Source organism: Thalassotalea sp. ND16A, assembly GCF_000764205.1.
Lineage (GTDB): Bacteria > Pseudomonadota > Gammaproteobacteria > Enterobacterales > Alteromonadaceae > Thalassotalea_A.
This window is the reverse complement of sequence record NZ_JQDZ01000114.1, coordinates 55,569-82,126: the sequence shown is the minus strand read 5'-3', so window position 1 is coordinate 82,126 and position 26,558 is coordinate 55,569. Positions and strand designations below refer to the sequence as shown.

The window sequence follows — 26,558 nt, the reverse complement described above, 5'->3', positions numbered from 1 at the left end:
TACAAGCCTTAGTCCATTACTTGAGTTAATAATTTTCTTCTTTGATACTAAGACCGTTAGCCAAAAATAAACTGTTATACACTTTGGTGGCAAATTCGTCGGTCATGCCGGATAAATAATCGGCGATAACGCGCTGTGGGTTTTGGCTGTTCTCGCAGGCGAGCAGCCAACGTTGACACGTTGAATCGGGTAACAAGCGTTGTGGATCGCTGGCGAAGGCTTCAAATAATTCCATGACAATTTGCTGCCCTTTATATTCCATTCGCTGAATGTCGGTTTTTTTAATCACAAATTTGTAGACATAATCTTTACACACTTTTAATGCTTGCGCCTGTATTTCTGGTAAAGCGGCGTTAAAACGTAATAGCGGCTCGGCAAAATCGCAATCCTTAGTTTCATTCAAATCGATTAGTTCAATCGCCGTAATTAAGTAGTTCACCAGCGCGCCAATGGCATCTTTTTGTAAATGGTGCTGATGAGAAAACAACTTATCGGCAAGGCTTTTTATAAGCTCATTTAACCAATTATCGTTAAGTTGTGTTAACGGCTTCACCACATGCTCGATGAAACTGTCTTTACCCACTACGCCGGTGACTATCGCATCTTCCATGTCATGAATACCATAAGCGATATCGTCGGCCAGCTCCATAATCGAGCAATCAAAAGATTTAAATTGGGTTCTATGATGTTTATTGGTTTTCACACTTATTTTTTGGAATTGATTTTTGTCATCCGTCGATAATGGCGCCAGTACCCACTCGAGCAGTTCGCTATCGTCGGCATATAGGCCCTTTGGTGGGTGCCAGTCACCGGCTTTTAATTGGCGAAAGTTTACCGGTGCAGCCGGTACTTGCGGACAGGCTAATCGGTCGATTATTTGAGGGTATTTCATTAAACCGAGTAAGGTTCGGCGGCTTAAATTCATACCAAAATGTTCGGTATAAGGTTCGAGTTTAGTCACTATTCTAAAGGTTTGGCCATTGCCTTCAAAACCGCCAAAACTGTGCATCATGAAATTTAATGCGACTTCACCACCATGGCCAAAGGGTGGATGGCCAATATCATGAGCCAGACATATGGCTTCGATCAATGAGTCTTCGCGAGGCAATAATTGTTGGCACTGATCGCCAAATTTAGAACGCAATTGTGCGGTAATGCCTGAGCCAATCTGTGCGGCTTCCAGAGAGTGGGTTAAGCGGGTACGATAAAAATCACTTTGGCCAATGCCCATTACCTGAGTTTTTGCTTGTAGGCGCCGAAATGCGGCAGAATGCAATATACGGGCACGATCACGTTGAAACGGGGAGCGATGATCTTGCTGTCTGGAGGAGCTGTTCGGTAATCGTCTTTGCAACCAGTTCTCGTTCATGCTGTGATCCTTGTCGCCAGGCCATCTTGGTATTATTATTGTTAAAAACCTCAACTCGGGAAAGTGGGGGCTGTATATCTCGAGTCCAAGTTAATACCACTATATCAAGCACATGAGGAAGATCAAGACCTCAAAATATTGTCTTTATACTAATTGCTATTATTCTCTGTCGGCTTGATGCTCCGCCAAAATCACTTGCTCGAGCAACAATACCCCTGGGCCTGCATTTTTTCTGTCGGGGATCACTAAGGTGACTGGCACTGCCAATGAGGTAGAGCCTTCTAACTTAATCGCGATTAAAGAGCCATCGTTAAGCTCGGACTCGATTAAATGTTTTGGTACCCAGCAAAAACCTATGCCTTGCTTTAATATGGTAATGGCTTCATAAAAGCTGGAAACCGTCCAGCGCTTTTCGGCCTTAAGCCAACCCTTATCGGGTTTCGCCATACCGGTATCGCCGATCACCAGCTGTAAATAATCGGCCAATTCTTCACTACTTATGCTGTTGGTTTGCAGTATTTCATGACTATGTAAACACACAGGTAGCATGGTTGTGGTGTAAAGGTAGTTTCCATGCACGCCTTCGGGAAAGTGCGGACTTAATACCAGATCTGCAGTTTTGTTTTTAATCGCTTCAGTAGAGCCTGAGATTACTTCGTCGGTTATTTTTAAACGACTGCCATGGCTTTTTGGCCAGTAGTCTTTTAACGCATTTAATAAACGATGTTTTGGATACAGCACTTCACAGGCGATGGTAATTTCTGCTTCCCAGCCGCCGTTTAAGGTATCGGCAAACTCTTCTAGTGATTGCATGTCTTGCAGAATTTTTTTCGAGCGGCGTAGCATCGCACTGCCAGCTGTCGTGAGTTGAGTTTTTCGGCCATCCACCTCTAACAGCGCAATACCTAGTTGTGACTGTAATTTTGCCACCGCATGATTGAGCGAGGACTGACTTTTATTCAGCACCTCACTGGCCTTGGCATAACTGCCATGCTCAACCACAGCATGCAATATCCGCCATTGCTCGATGGTGGTTTTGGCGCGAAAGACTTTATCCATAGTTATCTCTTTATATTGGCTGTCTCTTGTTATTAACGTTCTATTTTATTTACTCAACCCGGTTCTTAGTTCTGCACTATAGCCATAACCTTAGCTTTAGGCGTTAGCGATGACGATAGCTCTTAATGGTGCCGGGTAGCCCTCGATGGTTTTGTTGGCATCATCGGGATCAAGGAAGTCTTGTAACGACTCGGTATCCATCCATGGTGTTTGACGCTGTTCTTCAAATGCGGTTTGATCGGTACTTACTACACGCACGTTTTTAAAGCCCAATCGTTCCATCCAGTGCACTAATGCGGCGCCACTGGGCAAAAACCAAACGTTGCGCATTTTTGCATAGCGATCGCCGGGCACTAATACCGTATGTTCGTCGCCTTCAATGATTAACGTTTCCAACACTAATTCGCCACCGGGTTTTAACTGAGCTTTTAATTGCTGCAAAAAATCGATGGGCGATTTTCTGTGGTACAGCACGCCCATGGCAAATACTGTGTCGAAGGCTTTTAGCTCAGGTAAGTGCTCAACGCCTAATGGCAACAAGTTAACGTTGTCGTCTTTGATGAAGTGCTGCATCGCTAAAAATTGCATCAAAAATAATTGCGTTGGATCGATACCAACGACAAACTTGGCGCCGTCGCCACGCATGCGCCATAAGTGGTAGCCACTGCCACAGCCAATATCTAATACATAGCGGTTTTTTAAATCACTAATGTGCGGGGCCAACCGATCCCATTTAAAGTCGCTGCGCCATTCGGTATCAATATGAATACCATGTACGTGGTAGGGGCCTTTACGCCAGGGCTTGAAATTTTTCAGTAAATTGGTGATGCGTTTTTGTTCGCCCTGATTGATGTCGTCACTAGTACCAATGGTGACACTATTGCTGATATCGATTGTGCTTGCCTTTGTTTGCGGCAGCGCATCCAGAGTTTTTAGCCACTTGGAGAATTCACCGTGCAAGTCATGCTTTTGCCAGTCGGCCAATTGCTGCGGCAAACAGGTAAGCCAGTGCGCCAGGTTGTTACCAGCAATTTGTTGATAAAATCGATTAAATAAATTCATGGGAATATCTTTTGTCTGTTATTTGATGGCAATCAGTGAGAAAAAGTTAAAACATTGAAACCAGGGGGTAGCATGGCGAAAACCGGCGTTATCTAAACGCTGCAAATGTGTGGTTAGCGTATCTGGCAGCATTACGTTTTCGATAGCTGCGCGCTTTTGCGCAATTTCCAAGTCACTATAACCATTGGCTCGTTTAAAATTGTGGTGTAAATCGTTCAGTAAGTCTTTGCATACCGGATCATTGTCGTAAATTTTTTCCGATAAAATCAATACGCCACCCGGCAGCAGGGCGTCGGCAATTTTCGACAATAGCGTTTGTCGCTGTTCGCTTGGGATAAACTGTAGGGTGAAGTTTAAAACAATCACTGAGGCATTGTGCATGTCTTCACTGAGAATATCGCCTTGTTTGACGGTACACGGGGTATTGGCTTTAAACGCATTTACATGAATTTGGCAGCGTTCTACCATCTCTTTCGAGTTATCAATGGCGATAATTTGGCAGTTCTGCGCGCTGATATTTTGCCGCATCGCCAAACTGGCTGCGCCTAAAGAACAACCCAAATCGTATATGTTACTGTTATCTTGCGCATACTTGTGACTGAGCTGGCCAATGGTTTCAATGATGGTATTGTAGCCTGGCACCGAGCGTTTGATCATGTCTGGAAACACTTCAACCACTTGCGCGTCAAAACGAAAATCCGCCACTTTGGTGTGTGGCTTGGAATAAATAAGATCTGTATCTTGTTGACTCATTTAACCTGCTTATTTAATTAGCTATTTTAAGTGAATAGAATGGTCGATATTATTAGGGTCTGTTGATCTTTGCGGTGCATTTTTGCTGCCCTTCGGGTTCAAACAGGCGAGCTTTGCTCCGCGTTATGGCTCAATCATTTGGAACAACCAAACTTCTATCGCCATGCCTTGTTCAAAGCTCGCCTGTTTGAACAAAATTTGTACCTCAAAGGTCAACAGACCCTAGTTATTTTATCTTAAAATTTACCGTTAGAGAAATAATCTCAGCAATCTATTTCACAATCGAGCAAGAATGCTGATAAAAAACGCTAAAGCAATGGAAAAATCATTAATCACTATGGTTTGCAGGTGACATTAATGACATTTGCTTTATAATACCGCTTTTAATTTTAGGCATCTTAAACCGTAACAGAGCGGTTGCTCGCTAGTTCAGATGCACAGCAATATTATTTTCAGGATATTAGACATGCGCAGTTTATTTTGTGGTGAGGTGAATGAATCTCACGTAGAACAAGAAGTAACTCTTTGTGGTTGGGTTAATCGTCGTCGCGACTTAGGTGCGGTGATTTTTGTAGATTTGCGTGATCGTGAAGGTATCGTACAGGTGGTATTTGATCCCGACCTGGCGGAAGTATTAGCCACAGCAAATACTCTGCGTAATGAATTTTGTGTTCAAATTAAAGGTAAAGTTCGTGCCCGTCCTGAGACGCAAATCAATAAAGATATGGCGACCGGTGCTATTGAAGTATTAGGCTTAGAGTTAAATATTATCTCTAAAGCTGCACCACTGCCGTTGACGCTTGATAACCATCAAAAAAATTCTGAAGAGCAACGCTTAAAGTACCGTTACCTGGATTTACGTCGTCCAGAAATGACTGAACGTTTACGTTTTCGTGCAAAAGTGACATCACAAGTACGTGCGTCTCTTGAAAAACAAGGGTTCCTGGACATTGAAACGCCAATTTTAACGGCGGCAACTCCTGAAGGTGCTCGTGATTACTTGGTACCAAGTCGTACTCAAAAAGGTAACTTTTTTGCCTTACCACAATCGCCGCAGTTATTTAAACAATTACTGATGATGTCGGGTATGGAGCGTTATTACCAAATTGTGAAATGTTTCCGTGATGAAGATTTACGTGCTGACCGTCAGCCAGAATTTACCCAAATAGATATCGAAACATCGTTCATGAGTGCTGATCAGGTAATGGCAGTTACCGAAACCATGATCCGTGAGTTATTCCAATCATTATTAAATGTGGATTTGGGCGACTTCCCACGCATGCCATATTCGGAAGCGATGCAACGTTTTGGCTCAGACAAACCTGATTTACGTAACCCGCTGGAAATTGTCGATGTTGCCGATATCTTAAAAGACGTTGAGTTTAAAGTATTCTCGGGTCCTGCCAATGATGAAAACGGCCGTGTTGCGGTTATTTGTGTCCCCGGTGCGGCCAGTAAAGTCTCTCGTAAAAACCTCGATGATTACACCAAGTATGTCAACATTTATGGTGCCAAAGGATTAGCCTGGTTAAAAGTGAACGACAAAGATGCTGGCATGGAAGGCTTACAATCGCCTATCTTGAAATTCTTACCCGAAGCCGCGGTAACTGAGTTATTAGCGCGTACGAATGCCCAAACGGGTGATTTAATCTTATTTGGCGCAGACAAGAACACAGTAGTTACGGAAGCGTTAGGCGCACTTCGTTTAAAACTGGGTGAAGACTTAGGCTTAACGGTTGAAGGCTGGAAACCATTATGGGTTGTTGATTTCCCTATGTTTGAAGAAATCGATGGCAACATGCATGCCTTGCACCACCCGTTTACCGCGCCTAGCGATTTAACGGCACAAGAGTTAGAAGCCAATCCAATTGGTGCATTATCAAATGCCTACGATATGGTGCTTAACGGTTGTGAATTAGGCGGTGGTTCTGTACGTATCCACAGCCAGGAAATGCAAGCCGCCGTATTTAGAATTTTAGGCATTAGCGATGACGAAGCTGAAGAGAAATTTGGCTTCTTACTCGAAGCTTTACGCTACGGTACACCTCCACATGCGGGCTTAGCGTTTGGCTTAGACCGCATCGTCATGTTAATGACTGGCGCTACGTCTATTCGTGACGTGATGGCATTCCCGAAAACCACAACGGCTGCTTGTCCATTAACCAACGCGCCAGGTCGTGCTAACCCGGCACAATTGGTAGAGTTGGGCGTTCAAGCCATTCCAGCAGAAGCGAAAGCAGACGATTCTGAATAGAATTTGATAGTTTAAAAAAGGCCTTGCTTGAGTGATTGAGCAAGGTTTTTTTTAGCTACGAGCTACGAGCTACGAGCTACGAGCTTCGGGCAACGAGCGGCCGGCGTTTTAGTCGTGCTTGCTTTTCATTTACGCCGTTCTATGGCATCTTTAAACTCATACCTTTATAAGTCTACTAATATTCATGAGTATCATTTTAGGAATCGACCCTGGTTCGAGACTAACCGGTTATGGGGTAATCGAAAAACAGGGACGTAAATTTAATTATCTTGGCAGTGGTTGTATTAAAACCTTAGCTGCTGGCGATAACCACCCCGAACGATTACAAATCATCTTTGCTGGTGTGTCTGAGCTGATATTACAATTTAAACCCGATATGTTTGCCATCGAGCAAGTCTTTATGGGGTTAAACCCCGGTGGCGCCTTAAAACTTGGGCAGGCTAGGGGCGCGGCCATTGTCGCGGCGACCAATAATGGCATTGAAGTGGCTGAATACTCGGCCAGGCAAATTAAACAAGCCGTAGTTGGCACCGGTGCTGCCGATAAGAAACAAGTGCAGCATATGGTCACCTCATTTTTAAAGCTACCGGCACCACCGCAAGCCGATGCGGCCGATGCCTTAGCCATCGCAATTTGTCATGGTCATAGTTATGACTCGTTAATAAAAATGGCCGGCCAGGCGAAAAAAACGGTACGCGGACGGCTTAGATAAAACTAGGGTCAGAGTCAGGTTACGGTAAATTTGACTCTGACCCCGGTTTTTAAACAAGCTTTCTGTTTGCTATATATTTATACAGTGGTAATATATACAGTATTAAAGTGCATACCTAATGCAAATCATTAAAAGCAAGAATAATTGATAGGATATTACTGTGATAGGACGTTTACGCGGGTTATTAATAGAAAAACAGGCCCCAGAAATTTTACTCGAATGTAACGGTGTTGGCTATGAAGTCACTCTACCCATGACCAGTTTTTACCATCTCCCAAAGCTTGAACAAGAAGCGACTATTTATATTCATTTTGTCGTGCGAGAAGATGCGCAATTGTTATACGGCTTTGCCAACCAAACAGAGCGTAAATTGTTTCGCTTATTAATCAAGGTGAATGGTGTCGGGCCCAAATTGGCGTTGGCCATCTTGTCGAATATGTCGGCAGGGCAGTTTGTCCATTGTGTAAACCTTGATGATGTAGCCACGATTGTAAAAATACCTGGTGTTGGCAAAAAGACCGCAGAGCGACTACTCATTGAAATGCGCGATAAACTCAAAGACTGGGGCCAGGATACTGCGACTCCGGCAACAGACAGTTTCCCGGTAGACACGATTACTGCTGACAATTCCTTGCTAAGTGCAGCAAATAATAAAGATGATGCCATTACCGCGCTGGTATCTCTGGGCTACAAACACATTCAGGCAGACAAAGCGGTTAAAGCGGTATTTGTTGAAGATATGAGCTCAGAAGAGTTAATTCGAGACGCATTGAAATCTATGCTGTAATCTATAGTGAATCTGTGTTGCTAACATTAACACCAATACTGACACCCTAACCAAGAACAATAAAAATAACTAAATTTATAACACCATAACTGTAACTGAATATATAACACTAAGTCGAATACTATGATTGAAGCCGATCGATTAATACAACCTACTGCAAGTCGTGAAGAAGAAACGATTGATAGAGCCATTCGCCCGAAAATGCTCGGCGACTACACCGGCCAAGAGCCGGTAAAAGAGCAGATGGAAATATTCATTACTGCTGCTAAAAATCGAAATGAGCCACTCGATCACCTGTTGATTTTTGGCCCGCCGGGCCTTGGTAAAACGACATTAGCCAACATCGTTGCCAATGAAATGGGGGTGAACATTCGCACCACATCGGGTCCGGTATTGGAAAAAGCCGGAGACTTGGCGGCGCTGTTAACCAATTTAGAAGAAAACGATGTGTTATTTATTGATGAAATTCATCGCTTAAGCCCGGTGGTAGAAGAAATCCTCTATCCGGCGATGGAAGATTATCAGCTCGACATCATGATAGGTGAAGGCCCGGCGGCGCGTTCAATCAAACTGGATTTACCACCATTTACTTTGATCGGGGCAACAACACGTGCCGGCTCTTTAACCTCACCACTGCGTGATCGTTTTGGCATAGTACAACGCTTAGAGTTTTATAAAGTAGAAGATTTAAAAGACATCATTAGCCGCTCCTCGCATTTTTTGAATGTCGATTTAAACGATGAAGGCGCATTTGAAGTGGCACGCCGCTCGCGCGGTACCCCACGAATCGCCAATCGTTTATTGCGCCGGGTTAGAGATTATGCCGAAGTCAAAACTACCGGCCCGGTAGGCCAAGATACCGCCTGTAAAGCGTTAAATATGCTCGAGGTAGATGGTGAAGGCTTTGATTTAATGGATAGAAAACTGTTGCTCGCCATTATTGATAAATTTGGCGGCGGCCCGGTCGGCTTAGATAACGTTGCCGCGGCTATTGGTGAGGAGCGCGAAACCATTGAAGATGTGATTGAACCGTTTTTGATTCAACAAGGGTTTTTACAGCGCACTCCACGTGGTCGCATTGTTACCGACAATGCCTATTTGCACTTTGGTTTGGATAAGCCAAAGCAGTAAGTTTTTTAATTTTTAATCGAAAGTTCTTAGTCAGTCTATCTCATAACGCCTTGTATCGACTGTTCAGACAAATAATACTTAAAAATATCGAGGGAATATGCGGAAAATTTTATTATTACTAATTTTATCTATTTCATTTGCTGCCAGTGCTGCAAATGACTCTTTAGTTACTGAATTTATAACGTTAAGCGATAAAACCAAAGTTAAAGGGGCAGTAGTAAGCGATATCGAAAATGTGGCACTGCTACTAGCCGAGGATATGCGCTACCAACACCCTAATTACAGTGCCGACTTAACGAAAAAGGAATTCATTCAGGGACTAAAAAATTATATGGGAGTTGCCGATTCATTATCTACAGAAATCATAGACAAGATTGAGGGGCTAAACGCAATCTCAATTACCTATGTATCTACAACTGAAATGAATGGAGCTACTGAGGTTGATAAAAAACCATTAATGCGTTTGTTTGAGTTTAACGATGGTAAAATCACCCTGATAAAAGAGTATTGGTAACTTTGATACCTCCAATAAAGTAATGGTTATTTATTGAAATCGAAAGGCTAGTGTGAGCAATTAATAGAAAGTTGGTTTTAAGGAGCATTTATGACTTGGTCTACTATAGGTGTGATATTTGTTGTATTTATCGTTATTTTTGTTGCATCGAAAAAGAAGAAGTAGTCAACGGCTATAAAGAGCGATTAAGAGCCGTACAATACACCACTTAATCTAGAAAAAACACACCGTCATTGCGGCGCAGGCCGCAACCTCCTGACGCATGCTGTGGCTAGCAAAAATAAACTCAAATAATATCAAGGTATAAATCTCGCCAGTTTGGATTTACCCCTCCAATTAATCTATTTTTCCATCTTCGATGCCACTGCTTTAATCGCTTTTCTCTTACAATCGCGTTTTCCATGTCGTTGAATAATTCAAAATAAACAAGTTTTGTTAAGTTGTATTTAGCACTAAAACCACCAATAAGCTTTTCTTTATGTTGGTATATTCGTTGAACTAAATTGCTGGTTACGCCAATGTACAGAACTGTATTGTGAACATTTGAAATAATATAGATTGCGGGTTGTTTCATGATTGAATTCCTTTTCAATGAATGAAATTTAATTGTAGCTTAATTGAAATTAATTTGAGGAAGCAATTGTTTATAGGCACGCTATATCCGAAAGGGGGTTGCGGCCTGCGCCGCAATGACGTGGTTAATTGTTTCTAAGTATGCCCTGATATTGGAAGGTTAAACGTCTCTGAATGGCACATTTGATACGTTCACGGAAATTTAAAAAACAAGTTTGAAATGATTTTTTTGTGATTTTACAATAATCGCGATTAGCAATAAGTGATTTATTTCAATAACTGAATCACCTTCACTTTGATTGTGATGGCCAATGCTCTGTCAGATCAATATCTGCTATAACACCTTCATCGCTCACCTCTATTTCAACGAACGCCGGGCGGTTATTTTTTATGATACTCATTGCGCCGTTATCGCCGGATAAAGCTTTTAATGCAGGGAAAAAGAATTTGCCAAAACACACCGGGTGGCCAGATTGATGGTTAAATACGGGTCTTACGATACTGTTTGGGTTTGCTTGTTTTATCACTGCACTTATTGACTCAAACTGGATAAATGGCATATCCGCTAAAAAAATACTTATGCTGTCTATGGTAGCAATTGATTGTTCAATTTTTCTTACGCCGGTTGCGATGCTGGTGCCAATACCAATATTCTCTAATGGCGCGGGTATTAATGTGGCTTGATTAGCGTTGATGAGATCTATAAGAGCATCATCTTGATGACGGTGGATAACAAATACATGTTTATAGTGTGCACAAATCTTATCTAAGCATTGCAAAATCATCGGCTTATTTTTGCCACTTAAGCGTTTATCGCTGCCATAGCGCTTTGAAAACCCTGCGGCTAATACCAGTGCGACATGGTTACTCATAATTGCTCTTTGTTTATTTGATGACGAACCCGGATGATATCGGCGAGGATGGAAATGGCAATTTCTACCGGCGTTTTACTGCCAATATTTAACCCTATTGGTGCATGTAAACGGCTCAGTTGCTGCTCGCTTAACTCACAAATCCGTTGCAGTCTTTCATTGCGAGTTTCCGTGGTACGCTGCGAGCCCATTGCGCCGATATAAAAGGCCTCACTGGCAAATACGTTCATCAGTGCGACATCGTCTATACGTGGGTCGTGCGCTAAAGCTAAAACTGCGGTTCTGTGATTAACGTATTTATCAATAAATAAATCTGGCGACATCCATATGACATCAACGCCACCATTGGCTTTGTTAAAGCGCCAACTGCTGGCGAGTTCTTTGCGCATATCACACACTTTCACATCAAAGCCGGCAAGTAAACCGAGTTGCGCCACATGTTCTGTTACCTGACCAATACCGATCAATAACAAGCGATAAATCTGTGCGTAAGCCAACGTTATTGATTGCTCGGCAGTTACAATTTGTTCCGTTGCTTGTTGACCAATAGCACTGATGGTTCGCAACTCTTGCTGTAAAAAAACTTCGCGGCAAAACGGCTGCTGTGCTTCGGCAAAAGTTAACCATTGCTGGAGGTGCGACTTATTTTCAGCACCAGGTAACAGTTTCTCGACCAATAACTTAATGGTGCCACCACAGGGCAGCTCTCTTACTATGTTTTGTTCAGTGCCATGTTCACCATAAATAAAGGTTTGGTTGGACCGCTGAAACTGTCCTTGTGCTATCATCTCAACAAACACGTCTTCCAAACAGCCTCCTGAAATGGAGCCGTAACGCTTATCGCCATCGGTGACAAAAATTGAGCCGATAGGGCGAGGGGCGGAGCCGTAGGTATTTAAAATAGTGCAGAGCCAGACGGGCTTATTTTTAGTCAGCCAATCGTTCGCTTTTTTGATTACGTGAATATCGGTTAATTGCATTAAACACTTAGCGTTAACAATGATTGTTATTAACTTACTGATTATTGAATGGGAAGTAAAAATTAAATGGCTTATTTCAGGCGTAAAAGGAGGCTTGATTTAAGCTGATTTGTAACCAAAGGTTTCAACCGATCAAGCTACACTTGTTACATTCCAATTACATTTCAATTACATTGTTGTTATTTACTGAAAAAAATAGCCCATATCGCCGATATTCCCTTGAGTGTATAGCCAAAATTCGCGTAACATAGGGCATTGCGATTCAAACTAATTCACTAGCATTTTGCTACTATGACAAATAATAACGCCTTTAGCTATCAACTCAGAGTTTACTACGAAGACACCGACGCCGGTGGCATCGTCTATTACGCTAATTATTTAAAGTTTGCCGAACGAGCTCGTACCGAGTGGTTAAGAGCGCTAGGCATAAATCAGTCATTTTTTCTTGAACAAAAATTAGGTTTTGTGGTCAGAAAAGTTGAAATGGATAACAAAGCGTCTGCCAAACTTGATGACTTGCTAACCATAACAACAACAATTACAAATTTAAAGAAAGCCAGTTTGGTCTTTTCACAGGCGATTGCAAATCAACACGGAGACGTTTTGTGTAATGTTTCTGTGCTCGTTGCCAGTGTCAATTTAGAACGTGCCAAACCTTGTGCTATACCAGAACAAATTTTAGGAGCCTTACACAGTGCACGCTGAACTCTCGTTTTTTGACTTATTTTTACAAGCAAGTTTATTAGTACAAGCAGTAATGCTTTGTCTGTTAGGCTTTTCCATTGCTTCCTGGACCATGATCATCCAACGCTCGAAAGCAATTAACAAAGCGCAAGTACAATCACAAACATTTGAAGATAAATTTTGGTCTGGCGCCGACTTAAGCAGCTTATTCAAAGAAGTCAGTGCCCGGAAAAATGTGGATGGTATTGAAAGTTTGTTTGTCGCCGGCTTTAAAGAGTTTGCCCGCATTCGCAAAAGCCCTGATGCCAGTTCACAAGCGGTAGCAGATGGTACTCACCGCGCCATGCGCGTGGCGCTGTCGCGAGAAGTAGACGAGTTAGAAACTCACCTGTCATTTTTAGCCACGGTTGGCTCCATTAGCCCTTACATTGGTTTGTTTGGCACCGTTTGGGGGATCATGAATTCATTTATCGCTTTGGGTGCTGTACAACAAGCCACACTTGCGATGGTAGCACCAGGCATTGCTGAAGCTCTTATCGCCACTGCCATGGGCCTGTTTGCCGCCATTCCTGCGGTTATGGCATTTAACCGTTTCTCGCACAGCGTTGAGAGACTAGAAAACAGTTACGGTAATTTTGTCGAAGAGTTTGCCAGCATATTACAACGCCAGGCGGTTGCTTCTAATCGCCAGCAAGCTTAATAGATTGAAGTAGGATTTAGCATGTACGTTCGAGTTAAACGTAAACGCGTCGCTGAAATCAATGTGGTCCCGTATATCGATGTAATGTTGGTGTTACTGATCATCTTTATGGTCACGGCGCCACTGATCACCCAAGGGGTGAAGGTTGACTTACCAAAAGCCGATTCTGAATCGTTACCGCAAGATTCAAAAACACCATTAGTGGCCAGTGTCGATGCCGAGGGCTTGTTCTATTTAAATGTAGGTGATAGCAAATCAGACCCATTGGATCCTGATGAGTTGGCCGTGTTAGTAAAAGCGCGTCTGCTGGTTGACCCAGAAACGCCGGTTGTGGTTAATGGTGATGGTAATGTACCTTATAATTCGGTGATTCAATTGATGGTGCTGTTACAGCAAGCGGGTGTGCCTTCTGTGGGATTAATGACTGAGTCGCCGGAGTTATAAGCAGTGTTTGCCTTCTTTAAAAACGCGATAGCCAGTTTAGTCAATCAATGCATGCTGGTGTTTACCTATTTACCCGATGGTAAAAACCTGAAACAACAATACTACATTGCCATTGGCGCCGCAGTGGGCATCCATTTGGTGATGGCCATAGTGCTAATGCTGAATGCCGACTTTTCGCCAAAAGCAAAACCACAAGCTAAACCGCAAATGCAAGTGATTGATGCGGTGGTGATTGATGAAAGCAAGTTAAAGCAGCAGGTGGACAAGCTTAAAAAGCAAAAAGAAGCGTCAGCAAAACGTGAACGGGATCGAATTAAAGAACTGGAAAAACGTGCTAATGACGCGAAGATAAAACGTCAAAAAGAAGCCGAACGTATTAAAAATTTAGAAAAACAACGTAAACAAAAAGAAGTTGAAAAGAAAAAAGCGGATGATGCTGCGAAAAAATCCAAGGCCAAAGCTGCCAGCGCAGAGAAAACCCGGAAGAAAAAAGAGCAAGAACGCAAGCAAGCCGAACAAGCGGCAGAGGACGCGAAAGCAAAACGAATTAAAGAAGAAAAAGCGGCAGCGGACGCAGCTGAAAAACGCCGCCGTAAAAAACTTGAGGATGACAAACGCAAGAAAGCCGCAGCCGAGCGTGCCGAGCAAGAACGTTTGCTAGAGCAACAAATGCAAGAAGAAATGCAAGCTCGTTCGAGTGCCCGTAGTCAACAAGTGATGAATGAAGTTGATAAATACGCCGCATTAATGACACAGGCGATTAAACGTAACTTTATTGATGATCCTAGCTTTAAAGGAAAATCATGTAAGTTAAAAATAACCTTAGCCAGCAGTGGCTTCGTTATCAATGTGCAATCGGGAACGGGCGACCCTTACGTTTGTAAAGAAGCGGTGAAAGCCGTAAATAAAACCGGCACCTTACCCGTATCGAAAGATCCGGAAGTATTTGAACAACTAAGAGATATTAGTTTAACTTACCATTCTGAATATCAATAATTGGAACCTTAACAACTATTATGTTTAAAAAAGTTATTATCAGCGTTATGTTAATGAGCGCTTTTATAAGCAAAGCTTATGCTGAGCTTGAATTAGTGATCACTGGCGGCGTGAATACCGCTCGTCCGATTGCAGTATTGCCGTTTACCTACGAAGGCAGCGAACAGTTACCTGAAAACATTGCCCAAGTGATCAGCGATGATTTACTGCGCAGTGGTAAATTTAATCCGATAAACGCAATGAATATGCCACAACAGCCAAGTAAGGTTAGTGACATTGACTACCAGGCCTGGGCTGATTTAGGTGTAGAAGCCATAGTCATGGGCGAGATAAAACAAGCATCGCCAAACAATTATCTGGTTTCATTTAAGTTAATTGATGTGATCGAAGGACAAATGAAAGATGCCAATGGTAGCTCTTTGCAAAATGGTCAATTGGTACAAAGCAGCTCTCATGTATTAATTAATTCAAAACCTAACCAGTACATTCCGACAAGCTTATTCAGACCGAAAGCGCATCAAATTTCTGACAGTGTATTTGAAAAATTAACCGGAAACAGGGGCGCGTTTTTAACGAAAATTGCCTACGTGATCGTGCGCGACAGCGGTGCTAAAAAGTATCAATTAGTGATCGCCGATTACGACGGTTATAACGAGCAAGTGTTATTGAGCTCATCCGAGCCGCTAATGTCACCAACCTGGTCTCCAGATGGTACCAGGTTATCTTATGTAACGTTTGAAAAACGCCAGGCACAAATTTATATTCAAAATATTTATACTGCTGAGCGGGAAGTGTTATCAAGCTTTAAAGGCATCAATGGCGCTCCCCGTTGGTCGCCGGATGGCAAGAATATGGCGCTAGTGTTATCAAAAGATGGTAACCCAGAAGTTTATACCATGAACATTGCCACGAAAAAATTGCGACGCATTACCCGACATCGTGCTATTGATACTGAACCAAATTGGTCTCCTGATGGAAAATCTTTGCTATTTACCTCAGAACGGGGTGGTAAACCACAGTTATATCGCGTAAATTTAACCGATGGTAAAGTGAGACGATTAACGTTTGATGGTGAAATGAATTTAGGTGGTTCATATACGCCAGATGGCCGTCAGATAGTGATGGTGAATAGAACACAAGGACAATACCATCTTGCTAAGCAAGAGCTTGATTCGATGAATCCGATACAGGTTTTAACGAAAACAAGATTGGACGAATCACCAAGTATTGCCCCCAATGGCGGCATGATCATCTATAGTACTTTGCGTGGTAACCGCCAAGTACTTGGTTTGGTTTCTGTTGATGGTAGGTTTAAGGCCCTTTTGCCAGCGAAAAATGGGCAAGTTAAAGCACCAGCATGGTCACCATATTTATAATTACAATAAATTGAAAATTTTTAAATTAACAAAGGAAAAATAATGCGTTTAAACAAACTAGTAAAAAGCATTGCGGTAGCTTTGCCATTAATGGCATTGGCAGCATGTAGCTCAAATGATACTACAGAAGCAGATGCTCAAATTGCCGCAAACGAAGCTGCAGCAGTAGAGCAAGCACAAGCTGAACAACAAGCTGCTGAAACTGCAGCCGCTGCAGAAGTTGCTCGTTTAGAGAAAATTAAAGCCGATGAAAAAGAGAAGTTACAATCGTCTAATGTTATCTATTTCGATTTTGACACCTCAAAACTTGATTCATCAGTAACTGAGTTACTAGACCTGCATGCTGCATATTTAGCAAATAACTCAAGTGCTCGTGTTGTCATCGAAGGTCATGCCGATGAGCGTGGTACGCCAGAATATAACATTGCCCTAGGCGAACGTCGTGCCCAGGCCGTACAAAAATATTTAGAGAACTCAGGTGTTTCAGGGTCTCAAATTGAAACGGTTAGTTACGGCGAAGAAAAGCCCGCTATCAGTGATCGCAGCGAGTCAGCATTTGCGAAAAACCGTCGTGCAGTACTTGTATACTAATCTGTAACAGTCATCGATTAGGACAATTAATGAAATCGTATAAACTAATTTTGGGTTTTGCGGTTGCTGCTGGTGCATTTAATGCGCTAGCAGCCGAACCAGCCCCCGTTTTAGACATAAACGAACAATCCACACCCGCCATAGCTAACAAGGCATCAAGCAACGATATAGCAAAGCTGCAACGTACTTTGCAGAGTCGTAACAGAGCGCTTAATGATATGCAACAGCATATAGATGAGTTGCAAACTGAAGTAAGCGAATTACGGGGTATTACCGAAGAACAAGCGTACACCATACAACAGATCCTTCAGCGTCAACGTGAGCTTTATCAGGAAATTGATCGCAGATTAACTGCAGTGAAAACTGTCGCCCCAGAAATTTCAGCGGATAACCCCGCCAATGTGGACTATTCTTCTAATCTTAATGAAAACGAAGCTTACGACCATGCGGTTAATTTGGTGTTGAAAGAAAAGCGCTATGATAACGCCATTTCTGAGTTTAAAGCGTTCAATAGCAAGTTCCCAAATTCGAGTTATTCGGCCAATGCACATTATTGGTTAGGGCAACTGTTATTCAACAAAGGTGATTTAGTTGTTGCTGCCAATGAGTTTTCCATTGTGGTTAATAACTTTGAAAATTCACCGAAGCGTAGTGATGCGATGCTAAAACTTGGCATGGTGGCACAGAAGCAAAATGATTTGAATAAGGCTAAATCTGTCTTTAACCGTTTAATTAAAGAATACCCAGATTCTTCAGCGGCGCAGTTAGCAAAATCTCGATTAGCGAGTTTATAATTGAAATCAATCATTTTGTAATACACTCTTTTACAAAAATTGACGATAACTTGCTCTATCTGGTGGCTTTTTATGCAGACAAACTTATTTTTTCAAAAAACTGAAAATTGTTGTTGCACTTAAATTTATTATCAGTATTATATGCCCCGCGTTGAGGCAGCAACCTTAACGTAAAAAAATATGTCGGTCGTTAGCTCAGTTGGTAGAGCAGTTGGCTTTTAACCAATTTGTCGAAGGTTCAAATCCTTCACGACCGACCACTTTCTTTTTTGAAGTTAGTTAGGGTATCGAAATTAAAAGCCGAGGCTTTTAACGCTAATATCCAAATCGGTCGAAGGTTCAAATCTTTATGTCCGACCACTTTCTTTACCGAAAGTGAATTAATTATTTTCTAGGATGTCTTCCTATTACCAGAATAATTAATTTAGCAAAGTTTATATATCGGTCGTTAGCTCAGTTGGTAGAGCAGTTGGCTTTTAACCAATTTGTCGAAGGTTCAAATCCTTCACGACCGACCAACTTTTTATTTATGGAGTAGTTGGGGTATTTAAATTAAAAGCCGAGGCTTTTAACGCTAATATCCAATATGGTCGAAGGGTCAAATCCTTCACGACCGAGCAACTTCTTTTAACGAGAGTTGGTCAAAAGTAAACATTGCAAATTTAGAAATTATATTCGGTCGTTAGCTCAGTTGGTAGAGCAGTTGGCTTTTAACCAATTTGTCGAAGGTTCAAATCCTTCACGACCGACCAACTTTTTTTCATTATGAAGTAGTTGGGGTATTTAAAGTAAAAGCCGAGGCTTTTAACGCTAATATCCAATATGGTCGAAGGTTAAAATCCTTCACGACCAAGCAACTTTTCAAAGTTGGTTTTAAATTCTAAAACTCTCAAGATACTTCTGTCGGTCGTTAGCTCAGTTGGTAGAGCAGTTGGCTTTTAACCAATTTGTCGAAGGTTCAAATCCTTCACGACCGACCACTTCTTCTTTCTTCATACTTCGTATTCATCAATTTAGATTTAATCATCGAACCTAGTATTTTTGATATCTGCTTAGCCTCATCAATCATTGGTAGTCCATACCTCTAAATTTTCAAATATCATGCTAACTCCTTTAGCACAGCTGAAACTATTACCATTATAGTTATTCATTGGTTAGTTAACGGTATAAAGGGACTTATTTACATGTACTCATTCTATGCTCTTCGTTTCTCGTTTCTCTTTATATCTACTATATTAAAATCAACAATTTAAAAAAATGATTCCGTTAGATAGTTAGGGAAGAGTATGAAAAAGTTATGCCTCGCGTTTACCATAGGGTTAGCTATGTATTTCATGGCGTCATCAGTTACAGCCGAAGAGCAAAGTGTAGCGCCGTTAACCGATGTTTGGGTGGTAACAATCAATGCTGCTAATAAGGCGAAATTTGAGCGTGCTCTGGCTCAGCATATGCAATATCGTGTGGATAATGGTGATCCAAATACTTGGCAGGTTTATACCCAAGTTATTGGCGATAGCATGAACACTTATGTACTGAGAGCGTGTTGTACAAATTGGGATCAAATAGCGGCATATAAAAGCTGGGCCAGAGATTCAAAGACTTCCAGTCAGTGGCGTAAAACGGTGCGCAAATACGTAGTAAAGAATGAGCATTACTATACCCGCTACGATGAGAGAAATAGCTCATGGGACACCCAGAAGAGCTTTAAATACTTCTCGGTTAATACCTTATACCCAAAACCGGGCGAAGGCTTTGCATTAAAAGCTTCGGTAAAAGCGCTCAGTGATGCGGCTAAACAAATGCAATGGCATGAAAGTTGGTCCTGGCACAGTCGCATAGGCGGAAAGCCACAAATGCAACTGGTGATAGGGCACGAAAATTATGCTGATATGATGCCGCAAGCGAAGTCTTTTTTTGAACCGTTAAGCGCGCAACTGGATTCGCAAGACAATGCTCAACAATTGCTGGAAGAATATGAAAAACACTTTGCTGAAACCAACTATGCCATTTATGTCTTACGCAAAGGACTGTCTTCCCCGGCTACCGTATCGAAAAAGTAAACCGTGTAGCAGATAGTTATTAAATGGGAAGTTAGTTTTTTGAATATGAAGTGCCAACTAAAGTAAGAGATATAGGTAGACATTTAGCATCAGTCAAACTACTCGTTGCCCGGAGCGAAGCGTGCACGATGCTCGAAATTAATACCATCTGCCTGTACTCTGTACCGACAGTTCGTTTCTAGTTTCTCGGCTCTGCTCTACTATTCAACCTTTGTTTGATAAAGCGCCACACTGGATAAATCAATCCGCCAATAGCACCCCATAAATGCGCGTCAATGGCGACTCGGGCATTAATCATCGCTTCCACATCGGCGCTCGCACCAAAGACCTGTTCATAAATGATTTTTCCCCATACACCTAGCAATAACAAATAACCTGACTTCCAGCCTTTTTGAATATCACAAATGGCACCCCAAACAAATATACCGTGTAAAACGCCGGACAAACCGACATAACGGATCATCTCCGGGACAAAGAAGTAAATGCCCACGCTACAGAGCACTGCAGCGAATAAAAAATTAACCGCATAGTTTTTTGACGAGTAATGCTCGCCATGCAGTGCCCAAAGCATACTTAGCCCGGCAATATTTAACAGTAAGTGGTTAAAGTTGGTATGATCGAAATGCCCGGTGAGCAACCGCCAAAACTCGCCATCGTTAATGCTGTGCCGGTTGTAAATCAGCAAGTCGCTGATACTGTCGGGCAACAAATAAGTCATTATCGCCAGGATGAGAATAATCAGTGGCGAGGTACAAGCTTGACGAGTAATTGGTAAAGACAACTTCAACATAAGGGCAATTCAGGTTTATAATGATTTCTTTTATTATTTTAACGTTAATCACTAACTTAAATATAGATAATTTAATTATACCAAGTCCGATAATTTATTGACCATTTAGCGAGAATTAAAAGGTTTATATACAAGGCATTGATTGCTGAGAAGGGTTGTCCCCTTGTCAAAATCAATAACGCAGTAGATAAATCTTTTAAACTCGCCCTTCGGGAGCTTGAAAGAGTCGAGATAACTGCTCAAAATTTGTTTTATATAGAATGACTATATCAAAACAAATTTCGATTGTTCTCCCGCCTCTTTCAAAGCTCTAAATTGACCAATAAATTGTCGGAATTGGTATTAGTGATTAAGGTAAAGGCGTTATGAGTCGACAGTATTGCACAAGGTGTCATAGACCGCTAGTTACATGTATCTGTAGTTTACGCTGCAATATTGACAATAACGTCGATATTTGGTTATTACAGCACCCAAGTGAAGAAAAGCAGGCTAAGGGTACTGCCACATTAACGGATTTAAGTTTGCGCAATTGCCGCGTGTTAATCGCAGAAGATTTTAGTCATTGTGAAGCGCTTAACCAAATTATTGCCGATGCTGAAATAAACGTTATTCTGCTTTATCCGGGTGAAGACGCTAAAGTTGCGACTGCACAGAGTTTGTCAGAACAGCTTAAAACCGTGGTTTTGGTCTTGGATGGTACCTGGAAAAAAGCTTATCGAATGTATCAGTTATCTAAAAACTTGCATAATTTAGCGAAAATCACTCTGGCAGATAGCATCAAAAGCCAGTATCTTATTCGTAAGCACCATAAAGCCAGCGACGTATCTACCATTGAAGCTTGTGCGTATGCCTTGGCAGCCTTAGAAGGCGACAATGAAAAGTACCAACCATTACTGGAAAGCTTTGCAAACTTTAATCAATTCCAATTGTCTTTAGTGCCTGCTAACAAAGCTGCGCATTAGAGAGTAAAATTAGCATAAAAATGAAAAGGACTCTCCGTGTTTAATAAATTGAAACTTTTTGCGCTTATCCCGTTATTACTGCTTAGCTCTGCTTGCGTTTTCGAGCAAGCTAATAATCCAGTTGCCAGAGAGGACCGTGAGCCGGAAGCCGCGACAGGTTTTCAACAAAACAAAGCGGTTGTTGGCAGTAAACATATGGTGGCGGCAGCCAACCCATATGCCAGCAATGCCGGCTTTAATATTTTAGAAAAAGGCGGCAATGCCATTGATGCCGCTATTGCCGTGCAACTGGTCTTAACCTTAGTTGAGCCACAGTCTTCTGGCATCGGCGGTGGCGCGTTTATTTTGCATTTTGATAATTCCACCAAACACCTCAGCACCTTTGATGGCCGTGAAGTTGCCCCTGAAGCTGCCAGTCAAGATCAGTTTCTCAACCCTGATGGCTCTGCTGTTCGCTGGATTGATGCCGTTGTTGGTGGCCGAAGTGTTGGCGTTCCCGGGGTATTAAAAGCATTAGAAGATGCCCACAAAAAACATGGTAAATTGCCTTGGGCTGAGTTATTTAGCGATGCGATAAAACTTGCCGAAGAGGGCTTTATTGTTTCTCCGCGAATGGCGAAGTTAGTGGCGATGGGCTTTAACCCAGGGGTGAAAAAACTGGCAAAGGCAAGCCACTACTTTTTCCCCAATGGTGTCCCGGTTAAGCAGGGACGTTTGTTAAAAAACCCTGAGTTGGCGGAAGTATACAAGGCAATAAGCAAACAAGGCACGAAAGTGTTTTATCAAGGCTGGATTGCCCAGAGTATGGTAAAAGCCGTCCAAAACTCAGCCATTGCCCCAGGGCGATTAGCGTTAACCGATTTAGCCAATTATCGTGCGACTGAGGTTGATGCGGTTTGTGGACCTTATAAGCAGTTTAATATTTGCGGCATGCCACCGCCTAGCTCTGGTGGTGTCGCCGTTATTCAAATGCTGAAACAACTAGAACAACATAATTTAGCGAAATTCTCTGCCAATGATGTTAACGCGCTACATTTGATTAGCCAAAGCTCACGCCTTGCCTATGCGGATAGAGCAAGGTATATCGCCGATCCTGACTTTGTACCCGTTCCGGTTAGGCAATTAATTGATGATCAATACCTTAAACAACGAGGCCAATTGATAAATCCAGTTCAGGACATGGGCCAAGCTGTAGCCGGTGAATTCAGCCATGTGGCAAAACTTGCTATCGATAACGCGATTGAAATGCCATCAACATCGCACATCGCGATAGTTGATAGTGCAGGCAATGCTATTTCGATGACCACAAGTATTGAAATGGCGTTTGGCTCTGCCGTTTTTGTCGAAGGGTTTTTATTAAACAATCAGTTAACCGACTTTTCTTTAACGCCTAAGGTTAACGGGTTACCCGTTGCGAATCGCTTAGAGCCATTTAAGCGGCCAAGAAGCTCAATGGCGCCCACCATGGTATTTAATCAAGATGGTAGCTTACGTTTGGTGATAGGCTCTCCTGGCGGTAGTCGAATTATCAATTATGTGGCGCAAACCATGATCGGCGTATTAGACTGGCAGTTAGATATTCAAGCGGCGATTAATTTACCGAAAATCACCAATAGGAATGATATTACCACCCTAGAGAAAGGCACTTCTTTAGAAGCATTAAAACCGCAGTTAGAAGCAATGGGTCATAAGGTGGCGATTAGAGATTTAAACAGTGGTATACACGGCATCGAAGTGTATCGCGGCAAATTAGTCGGAGGGGCCGATCCTCGCCGAGAAGGCAAAGTATTTGCGAACTAATCATTAGTTAAAACAATATTTTTTCGGTCCTAAAAAAAGGGAGATAATCGTAAGATTATGTCCCTTTTCACATTTTCAACATGGATGTTGAAAATTATTACTGAGTAAGTTCCGCGTCAGTAAACATATCAGCAAATAACGGACTCGATAAATATCTCTCCGCTGAACTTGCCAAAATGACGACAATGGTTTTGTCGGCATTTTCTGGCTTTTCTGCTAAGCGTTTCGCTGCAACAACGGCCGCGCCTGATGAAATACCGGCTAAAATGCCTTCTTCTTTCATCAATCGATGCGCCATGGCAATAGAGTCATCATTTGATACGCGTTCAACAGAGTCAATGATTGACAGATCTAAGTTACCTGGAATAAAACCCGCGCCAATGCCCTGAATTTTGTGTGGTCCCGGAGTTAATTCTTCGCCAGCAATTTTTTGACCAATTACTGGTGAATCTGTCGGCTCAACCGCAACCGATTGAATTGCTTTGCCCTGAGTGTTTTTAATATAACGACTCACACCGGTAATGGTGCCACCAGTGCCAACGCCGGCAACAAAAATATCTACGGCGCCATCAGTGTCTTGCCAAATTTCAGGACCTGTGGTTTTTTCATGAATTTCCGGGTTGGCCGGGTTATCAAATTGACCCAAAATTAAGTATTTTTCCGGGTTGGTTGCTTTAATTTCTTCGGCTTTATCAATCGCACCTTTCATCCCTTTAGCACCATCGGTAAGTTCAATTTTGGCGCCAAGAGCAACCAATAATTGTCTGCGTTCTAAACTCATCGTGTGAGGCATGGTGAGAATGAGGTCATAGCCTTTCGCAGCGGCAACAAAGGCCAAAGCGATACCCGTATTACCACTGGTTGGCTCGACAATGGTGATATCTTTAGTGAGAGTGCCTTTTTTTTCAGCATCCCAGATCATGTTGGCACCAATACGACATTTCACACTAAAACTAGGGTTTCTTGCTTCAATTTTTGCGTATACGTTTCCACCACATACATTATTTAATTTAACGAGTGGGGTTTTGCCAATGGTTTCAGGGTTGTCTTGATATAGATTCGACATGATTAATCCTATTAAAAATTCTTAAAAAGCGTTAAAATTTCACTTATTATAGATTAGATTACAGATTTTTTTTTATTGTTAAAGTAACTGATAAATATAACTAATAACAGTTTGTATTAAAATATTTATTACTTATTTGCATATTAATAGCTGTTTTATCCACTTTAGTCACTTTTCAGGACCATTATGACCACTTTCACCGGTACCAAAAACTACATCGCCAGTAACGATCTGCAACTTGCGGTAAATGCAGCTATCGCCCTGGAAAAACCTTTATTGATAAAAGGCGAGCCGGGCACGGGCAAAACCATGTTGGCTGAAGAGTTGGCCCTTGCCCTAGATACCGAGCTGATTCAATGGCACATAAAATCAACTACCAGGGCTCAGCAAGGGTTATATGAATACGATGCCGTATCGCGCTTAAGAGACAGTCAATTAGGCCGGGAGGGGGTAAAAGATATCAGCAATTACATTGTCAAAGGTAAACTTTGGCAAGCATTTTCCGCCGGCAAACGCCCGGTGCTGTTGATTGATGAAATCGACAAGGCCGATATTGAGTTCCCCAACGATTTATTGCTAGAGCTCGATAAGATGGAGTTTTATGTGTATGAAACTCAAGAAAAGGTGGTGGCCAAACAGCGTCCGATTGTCATTATTACTTCCAATAATGAAAAAGAGCTCCCGGATGCATTTTTACGTCGTTGTTTCTTCCATTACATCAAGTTTCCTGAGAAAGAAGAAATGCAAAGCATTGTTGATGTGCATTTTGAAAATTTAAAACAAGCATTACTCGATGAAGCCTTGGCGGTGTTTTTCAATTTAAGAGACATTCCTGGCTTAAAGAAGAAGCCTTCCACGTCAGAGTTAATTGACTGGTTAAAATTATTGGTGGCGGAAGATATTGCCACTGATGTATTGCATGAAACCAACGAGAAAAAATTGATCCCGCCATTGCACGGCGCGTTATTGAAGAATGAACAGGACGTACATTTATTTGAAAAGCTTGCCTTTATGCACCGAGGTCAGCGTTAATGCTAATAGAGTTTTTCTTTAAGCTTAAAGAGTACCGGGTACCTTGTACGCTACGCGAGTTACTCGATTTATTATCGGCGATGGAAAAACGGGTGATTTTTTGCTCGGTTGACGACTTTTATACGCTGTCGCGGGTGATATTAGTGAAAGATGAAAGCCATTTCGACAAGTTTGATCGTGCCTTTGCCGATTATTTTCAGGGCGTCTCGAACATTGAGCTGGATTTATCCAATATCCCCAAAGACTGGCTGGAAAAACGCTTTCAACAGCAGTTATCGGCAGAAGAAAAGGCCCAGGTGAAACAGTTAGGCGGCTTAGACGAATTGATGAAAACGTTGCGCGAACGCTTAGCCGAACAACAAAAGCGCCATCAAGGCGGCAATAAATGGATAGGCACTGGCGGCACGTCACCTTTTGGTGCGCATGGCTATCATCCGGGCGGGGTCAGAATAGGCCAGGACGGCAATCGTAATTTTTCTGCGGCAAAAGTATGGGACAAACGCGAGTTTAAGAACTTAGATTCAAATGTTGAGCTTGGTACCCGAAACATTAAAGTGGCTTTGCGTAAACTGAGACAGTTTGCCCGTACCGGGGCTGCAGAGGTGTTAGATTTAGATCATACCATTCGCGCAACGGCAAAAAATGCCGGTTATTTGGATGTGAAAATGCAGCCTGAACGACACAATGCCATTAAAGTGTTGATGTTTTTTGATGTCGGCGGTTCTATGGATGAATACATTAAAGTGTGTGAGGAATTGTTTAGTGCGGTGCACACCGAATTTAAGCATCTTGAATACTTTTATTTTCATAACTGCGTATATGAGCACGTTTGGCACGATAATGGCCGCCGTTATCAAGAAACCATCGAGGTATGGGATATTCTCCATCGCTTTTCTCGTGACTATAAAATCATCTTTGTTGGCGACGCCACCATGGGACCTTACGAGGTTTCTTACCCGGGGGGCAGTGTCGAGCATTGGAATGAAGAGCCGGGCAGTGTCTGGTTAAAACGGATTACCGATCATTTTGATAATTGCATCTGGTTAAATCCACAACCAGACAAGTATTGGCATCACTATCAGTCAATCGGGTTAATCAACCAGCTGATGGCACAGCGAATGTACCCAATGACAATATCGGGTTTATCTTCCGCCATAAAAGAATTATTGTAGTAAAATTAATTGCTTATATAGTATA

The 26,558-nt window shown here is 42.3% G+C and carries 26 protein-coding genes and 4 tRNA genes; 21 read left to right on the top strand and 9 right to left on the bottom strand.

Features of this window, described 5'->3' with window-relative positions; translation table 11 throughout:
- Positions 1-25 precede the first annotated feature (25 nt).
- From ND16A_RS02215 to cmoA, 4 genes are all read right to left on the bottom strand, one after another.
- A complete protein-coding gene (locus ND16A_RS02215; RefSeq protein ID WP_052073300.1) occupies positions 26-1,369 on the bottom strand; it encodes an anti-phage deoxyguanosine triphosphatase in 1,344 nt (447 codons plus the stop codon).
- A gap of 159 nt (positions 1,370-1,528) precedes the next feature.
- Positions 1,529-2,428 (bottom strand): LysR family transcriptional regulator, encoded by a 900-nt coding sequence (locus tag ND16A_RS02220; protein ID WP_033079069.1) that lies wholly within the window; start codon positions 2,426-2,428, stop codon positions 1,529-1,531.
- A 96-nt stretch (positions 2,429-2,524) separates the two neighbouring features.
- Positions 2,525-3,490 carry a tRNA 5-methoxyuridine(34)/uridine 5-oxyacetic acid(34) synthase CmoB gene (gene cmoB, locus ND16A_RS02225; RefSeq protein WP_081945682.1) on the bottom strand — a complete coding sequence of 322 codons (966 nt, stop codon included), beginning with the start codon at positions 3,488-3,490 and terminating at the stop codon, positions 2,525-2,527.
- 18 nt (positions 3,491-3,508) lie between these two features.
- Positions 3,509-4,243 (bottom strand): carboxy-S-adenosyl-L-methionine synthase CmoA, encoded by a 735-nt coding sequence (gene cmoA / locus ND16A_RS02230; RefSeq protein WP_033079067.1) that lies wholly within the window; start codon positions 4,241-4,243, stop codon positions 3,509-3,511.
- Between the two features lie 466 nt (positions 4,244-4,709).
- Between cmoA and aspS the strand changes: the two genes are divergently transcribed.
- From aspS to ND16A_RS02255, 5 genes are all read left to right on the top strand, one after another.
- Entirely contained in the window at positions 4,710-6,497 is a 1,788-nt protein-coding gene (gene aspS, locus ND16A_RS02235) for an aspartate--tRNA ligase (RefSeq protein ID WP_033079066.1), read from the top strand.
- A 184-nt stretch (positions 6,498-6,681) separates the two neighbouring features.
- Positions 6,682-7,209, top strand: coding sequence for a crossover junction endodeoxyribonuclease RuvC (gene ruvC / locus ND16A_RS02240; RefSeq protein ID WP_033079065.1), 528 nt, complete (start codon positions 6,682-6,684; stop codon positions 7,207-7,209).
- Positions 7,210-7,369: 160 nt separating this feature from the next.
- A complete protein-coding gene (ruvA, locus tag ND16A_RS02245) occupies positions 7,370-7,996 on the top strand; it encodes a Holliday junction branch migration protein RuvA (RefSeq protein ID WP_033079064.1) in 627 nt (208 codons plus the stop codon).
- A gap of 123 nt (positions 7,997-8,119) precedes the next feature.
- Positions 8,120-9,127, top strand: coding sequence for a Holliday junction branch migration DNA helicase RuvB (gene ruvB, locus ND16A_RS02250; protein WP_033079063.1), 1,008 nt, complete (start codon positions 8,120-8,122; stop codon positions 9,125-9,127).
- Between the two features lie 97 nt (positions 9,128-9,224).
- Positions 9,225-9,641, top strand: a complete 417-nt coding sequence (locus tag ND16A_RS02255; protein ID WP_033079062.1) for a nuclear transport factor 2 family protein — start codon at positions 9,225-9,227, stop codon at positions 9,639-9,641.
- Between the two features lie 286 nt (positions 9,642-9,927).
- Here ND16A_RS02255 and ND16A_RS02260 read toward each other — a convergent pair whose 3' ends face one another.
- The 3 genes from ND16A_RS02260 to ND16A_RS02270 form a co-directional block, all read right to left on the bottom strand.
- The gene (locus tag ND16A_RS02260) at positions 9,928-10,215 is read right to left on the bottom strand and encodes a GIY-YIG nuclease family protein (RefSeq protein WP_033077939.1); all 288 of its coding nucleotides are present in this window, start codon (positions 10,213-10,215) and stop codon (positions 9,928-9,930) included.
- Positions 10,216-10,504: 289 nt separating this feature from the next.
- Positions 10,505-11,086 carry a nucleotidyltransferase family protein gene (locus ND16A_RS02265; RefSeq protein WP_033079061.1) on the bottom strand — a complete coding sequence of 194 codons (582 nt, stop codon included), beginning with the start codon at positions 11,084-11,086 and terminating at the stop codon, positions 10,505-10,507.
- Entirely contained in the window at positions 11,083-12,066 is a 984-nt protein-coding gene (locus ND16A_RS02270) for an XdhC family protein (RefSeq protein WP_033079060.1), read from the bottom strand. The genes ND16A_RS02265 and ND16A_RS02270 overlap by 4 nt, the downstream gene beginning before the upstream one ends.
- 291 nt (positions 12,067-12,357) lie before the next feature.
- Between ND16A_RS02270 and ybgC the strand changes: the two genes are divergently transcribed.
- The 12 genes from ybgC (at position 12,358) to ND16A_RS02330 (ending at position 19,711) form a co-directional block, all read left to right on the top strand.
- Positions 12,358-12,771 (top strand): tol-pal system-associated acyl-CoA thioesterase, encoded by a 414-nt coding sequence (ybgC, locus tag ND16A_RS02275; RefSeq protein ID WP_033079059.1) that lies wholly within the window; start codon positions 12,358-12,360, stop codon positions 12,769-12,771.
- On the top strand, positions 12,761-13,450 hold the full coding sequence (gene tolQ / locus ND16A_RS02280; RefSeq protein WP_033079058.1) for a protein TolQ: 690 nt from the start codon (positions 12,761-12,763) through the stop codon (positions 13,448-13,450). The genes ybgC and tolQ overlap by 11 nt, the downstream gene beginning before the upstream one ends.
- 21 nt (positions 13,451-13,471) lie before the next feature.
- Positions 13,472-13,894, top strand: coding sequence for a protein TolR (gene tolR / locus ND16A_RS02285; protein ID WP_033079057.1), 423 nt, complete (start codon positions 13,472-13,474; stop codon positions 13,892-13,894).
- Positions 13,895-13,897: 3 nt separating this feature from the next.
- Complete coding sequence (gene tolA, locus ND16A_RS02290; protein ID WP_235282235.1) at positions 13,898-14,890, top strand: cell envelope integrity protein TolA; 993 nt, start codon at positions 13,898-13,900, stop codon at positions 14,888-14,890.
- A 20-nt stretch (positions 14,891-14,910) separates the two neighbouring features.
- A complete protein-coding gene (gene tolB, locus ND16A_RS02295) occupies positions 14,911-16,266 on the top strand; it encodes a Tol-Pal system beta propeller repeat protein TolB (RefSeq protein WP_033079056.1) in 1,356 nt (451 codons plus the stop codon).
- 42 nt (positions 16,267-16,308) lie between these two features.
- The gene (gene pal, locus ND16A_RS02300) at positions 16,309-16,857 is read left to right on the top strand and encodes a peptidoglycan-associated lipoprotein Pal (RefSeq protein ID WP_033079055.1); all 549 of its coding nucleotides are present in this window, start codon (positions 16,309-16,311) and stop codon (positions 16,855-16,857) included.
- A gap of 29 nt (positions 16,858-16,886) precedes the next feature.
- Positions 16,887-17,651, top strand: coding sequence for a tol-pal system protein YbgF (gene ybgF, locus ND16A_RS02305; RefSeq protein WP_033079054.1), 765 nt, complete (start codon positions 16,887-16,889; stop codon positions 17,649-17,651).
- A gap of 184 nt (positions 17,652-17,835) precedes the next feature.
- Positions 17,836-17,911 (top strand) — tRNA-Lys (locus ND16A_RS02310).
- Between the two features lie 182 nt (positions 17,912-18,093).
- Positions 18,094-18,169 (top strand) — tRNA-Lys (locus ND16A_RS02315).
- Positions 18,170-18,327: 158 nt separating this feature from the next.
- Positions 18,328-18,403, top strand: a tRNA-Lys gene (locus ND16A_RS02320).
- A 152-nt stretch (positions 18,404-18,555) separates the two neighbouring features.
- Positions 18,556-18,631, top strand: a tRNA-Lys gene (locus ND16A_RS02325).
- A gap of 306 nt (positions 18,632-18,937) precedes the next feature.
- Complete coding sequence (locus ND16A_RS02330; RefSeq protein WP_033079053.1) at positions 18,938-19,711, top strand: hypothetical protein; 774 nt, start codon at positions 18,938-18,940, stop codon at positions 19,709-19,711.
- Positions 19,712-19,889: 178 nt separating this feature from the next.
- Here the strand turns inward: ND16A_RS02330 and rrtA are convergent, their stop codons facing one another.
- The gene (rrtA, locus tag ND16A_RS02335; protein ID WP_033079052.1) at positions 19,890-20,501 is read right to left on the bottom strand and encodes a rhombosortase; all 612 of its coding nucleotides are present in this window, start codon (positions 20,499-20,501) and stop codon (positions 19,890-19,892) included.
- Between the two features lie 365 nt (positions 20,502-20,866).
- On the opposite strand from rrtA, the gene ND16A_RS02340 reads away from it, so the two are divergent.
- Both ND16A_RS02340 and ggt read left to right on the top strand, forming a co-directional pair.
- Positions 20,867-21,463 (top strand): tRNA-uridine aminocarboxypropyltransferase, encoded by a 597-nt coding sequence (locus ND16A_RS02340; protein WP_033079051.1) that lies wholly within the window; start codon positions 20,867-20,869, stop codon positions 21,461-21,463.
- 36 nt (positions 21,464-21,499) lie between these two features.
- A complete protein-coding gene (gene ggt / locus ND16A_RS02345; protein ID WP_033079050.1) occupies positions 21,500-23,263 on the top strand; it encodes a gamma-glutamyltransferase in 1,764 nt (587 codons plus the stop codon).
- Between the two features lie 97 nt (positions 23,264-23,360).
- On the opposite strand, the gene cysK is transcribed toward ggt, so the two are convergent.
- Positions 23,361-24,329: a cysteine synthase A gene (gene cysK / locus ND16A_RS02350; RefSeq protein ID WP_033079049.1), complete on the bottom strand. Its 969-nt coding sequence runs from the start codon at positions 24,327-24,329 to the stop codon at positions 23,361-23,363.
- 186 nt (positions 24,330-24,515) lie between these two features.
- Between cysK and ND16A_RS02355 the strand changes: the two genes are divergently transcribed.
- Both ND16A_RS02355 and ND16A_RS02360 read left to right on the top strand, forming a co-directional pair.
- The gene (locus tag ND16A_RS02355) at positions 24,516-25,361 is read left to right on the top strand and encodes an AAA family ATPase (RefSeq protein WP_033079048.1); all 846 of its coding nucleotides are present in this window, start codon (positions 24,516-24,518) and stop codon (positions 25,359-25,361) included.
- Positions 25,361-26,533 (top strand): vWA domain-containing protein, encoded by a 1,173-nt coding sequence (locus ND16A_RS02360; RefSeq protein WP_033079047.1) that lies wholly within the window; start codon positions 25,361-25,363, stop codon positions 26,531-26,533. Before ND16A_RS02355 ends, ND16A_RS02360 begins: the two co-directional genes overlap by 1 nt.
- Positions 26,534-26,558: the final 25 nt, after the last annotated feature.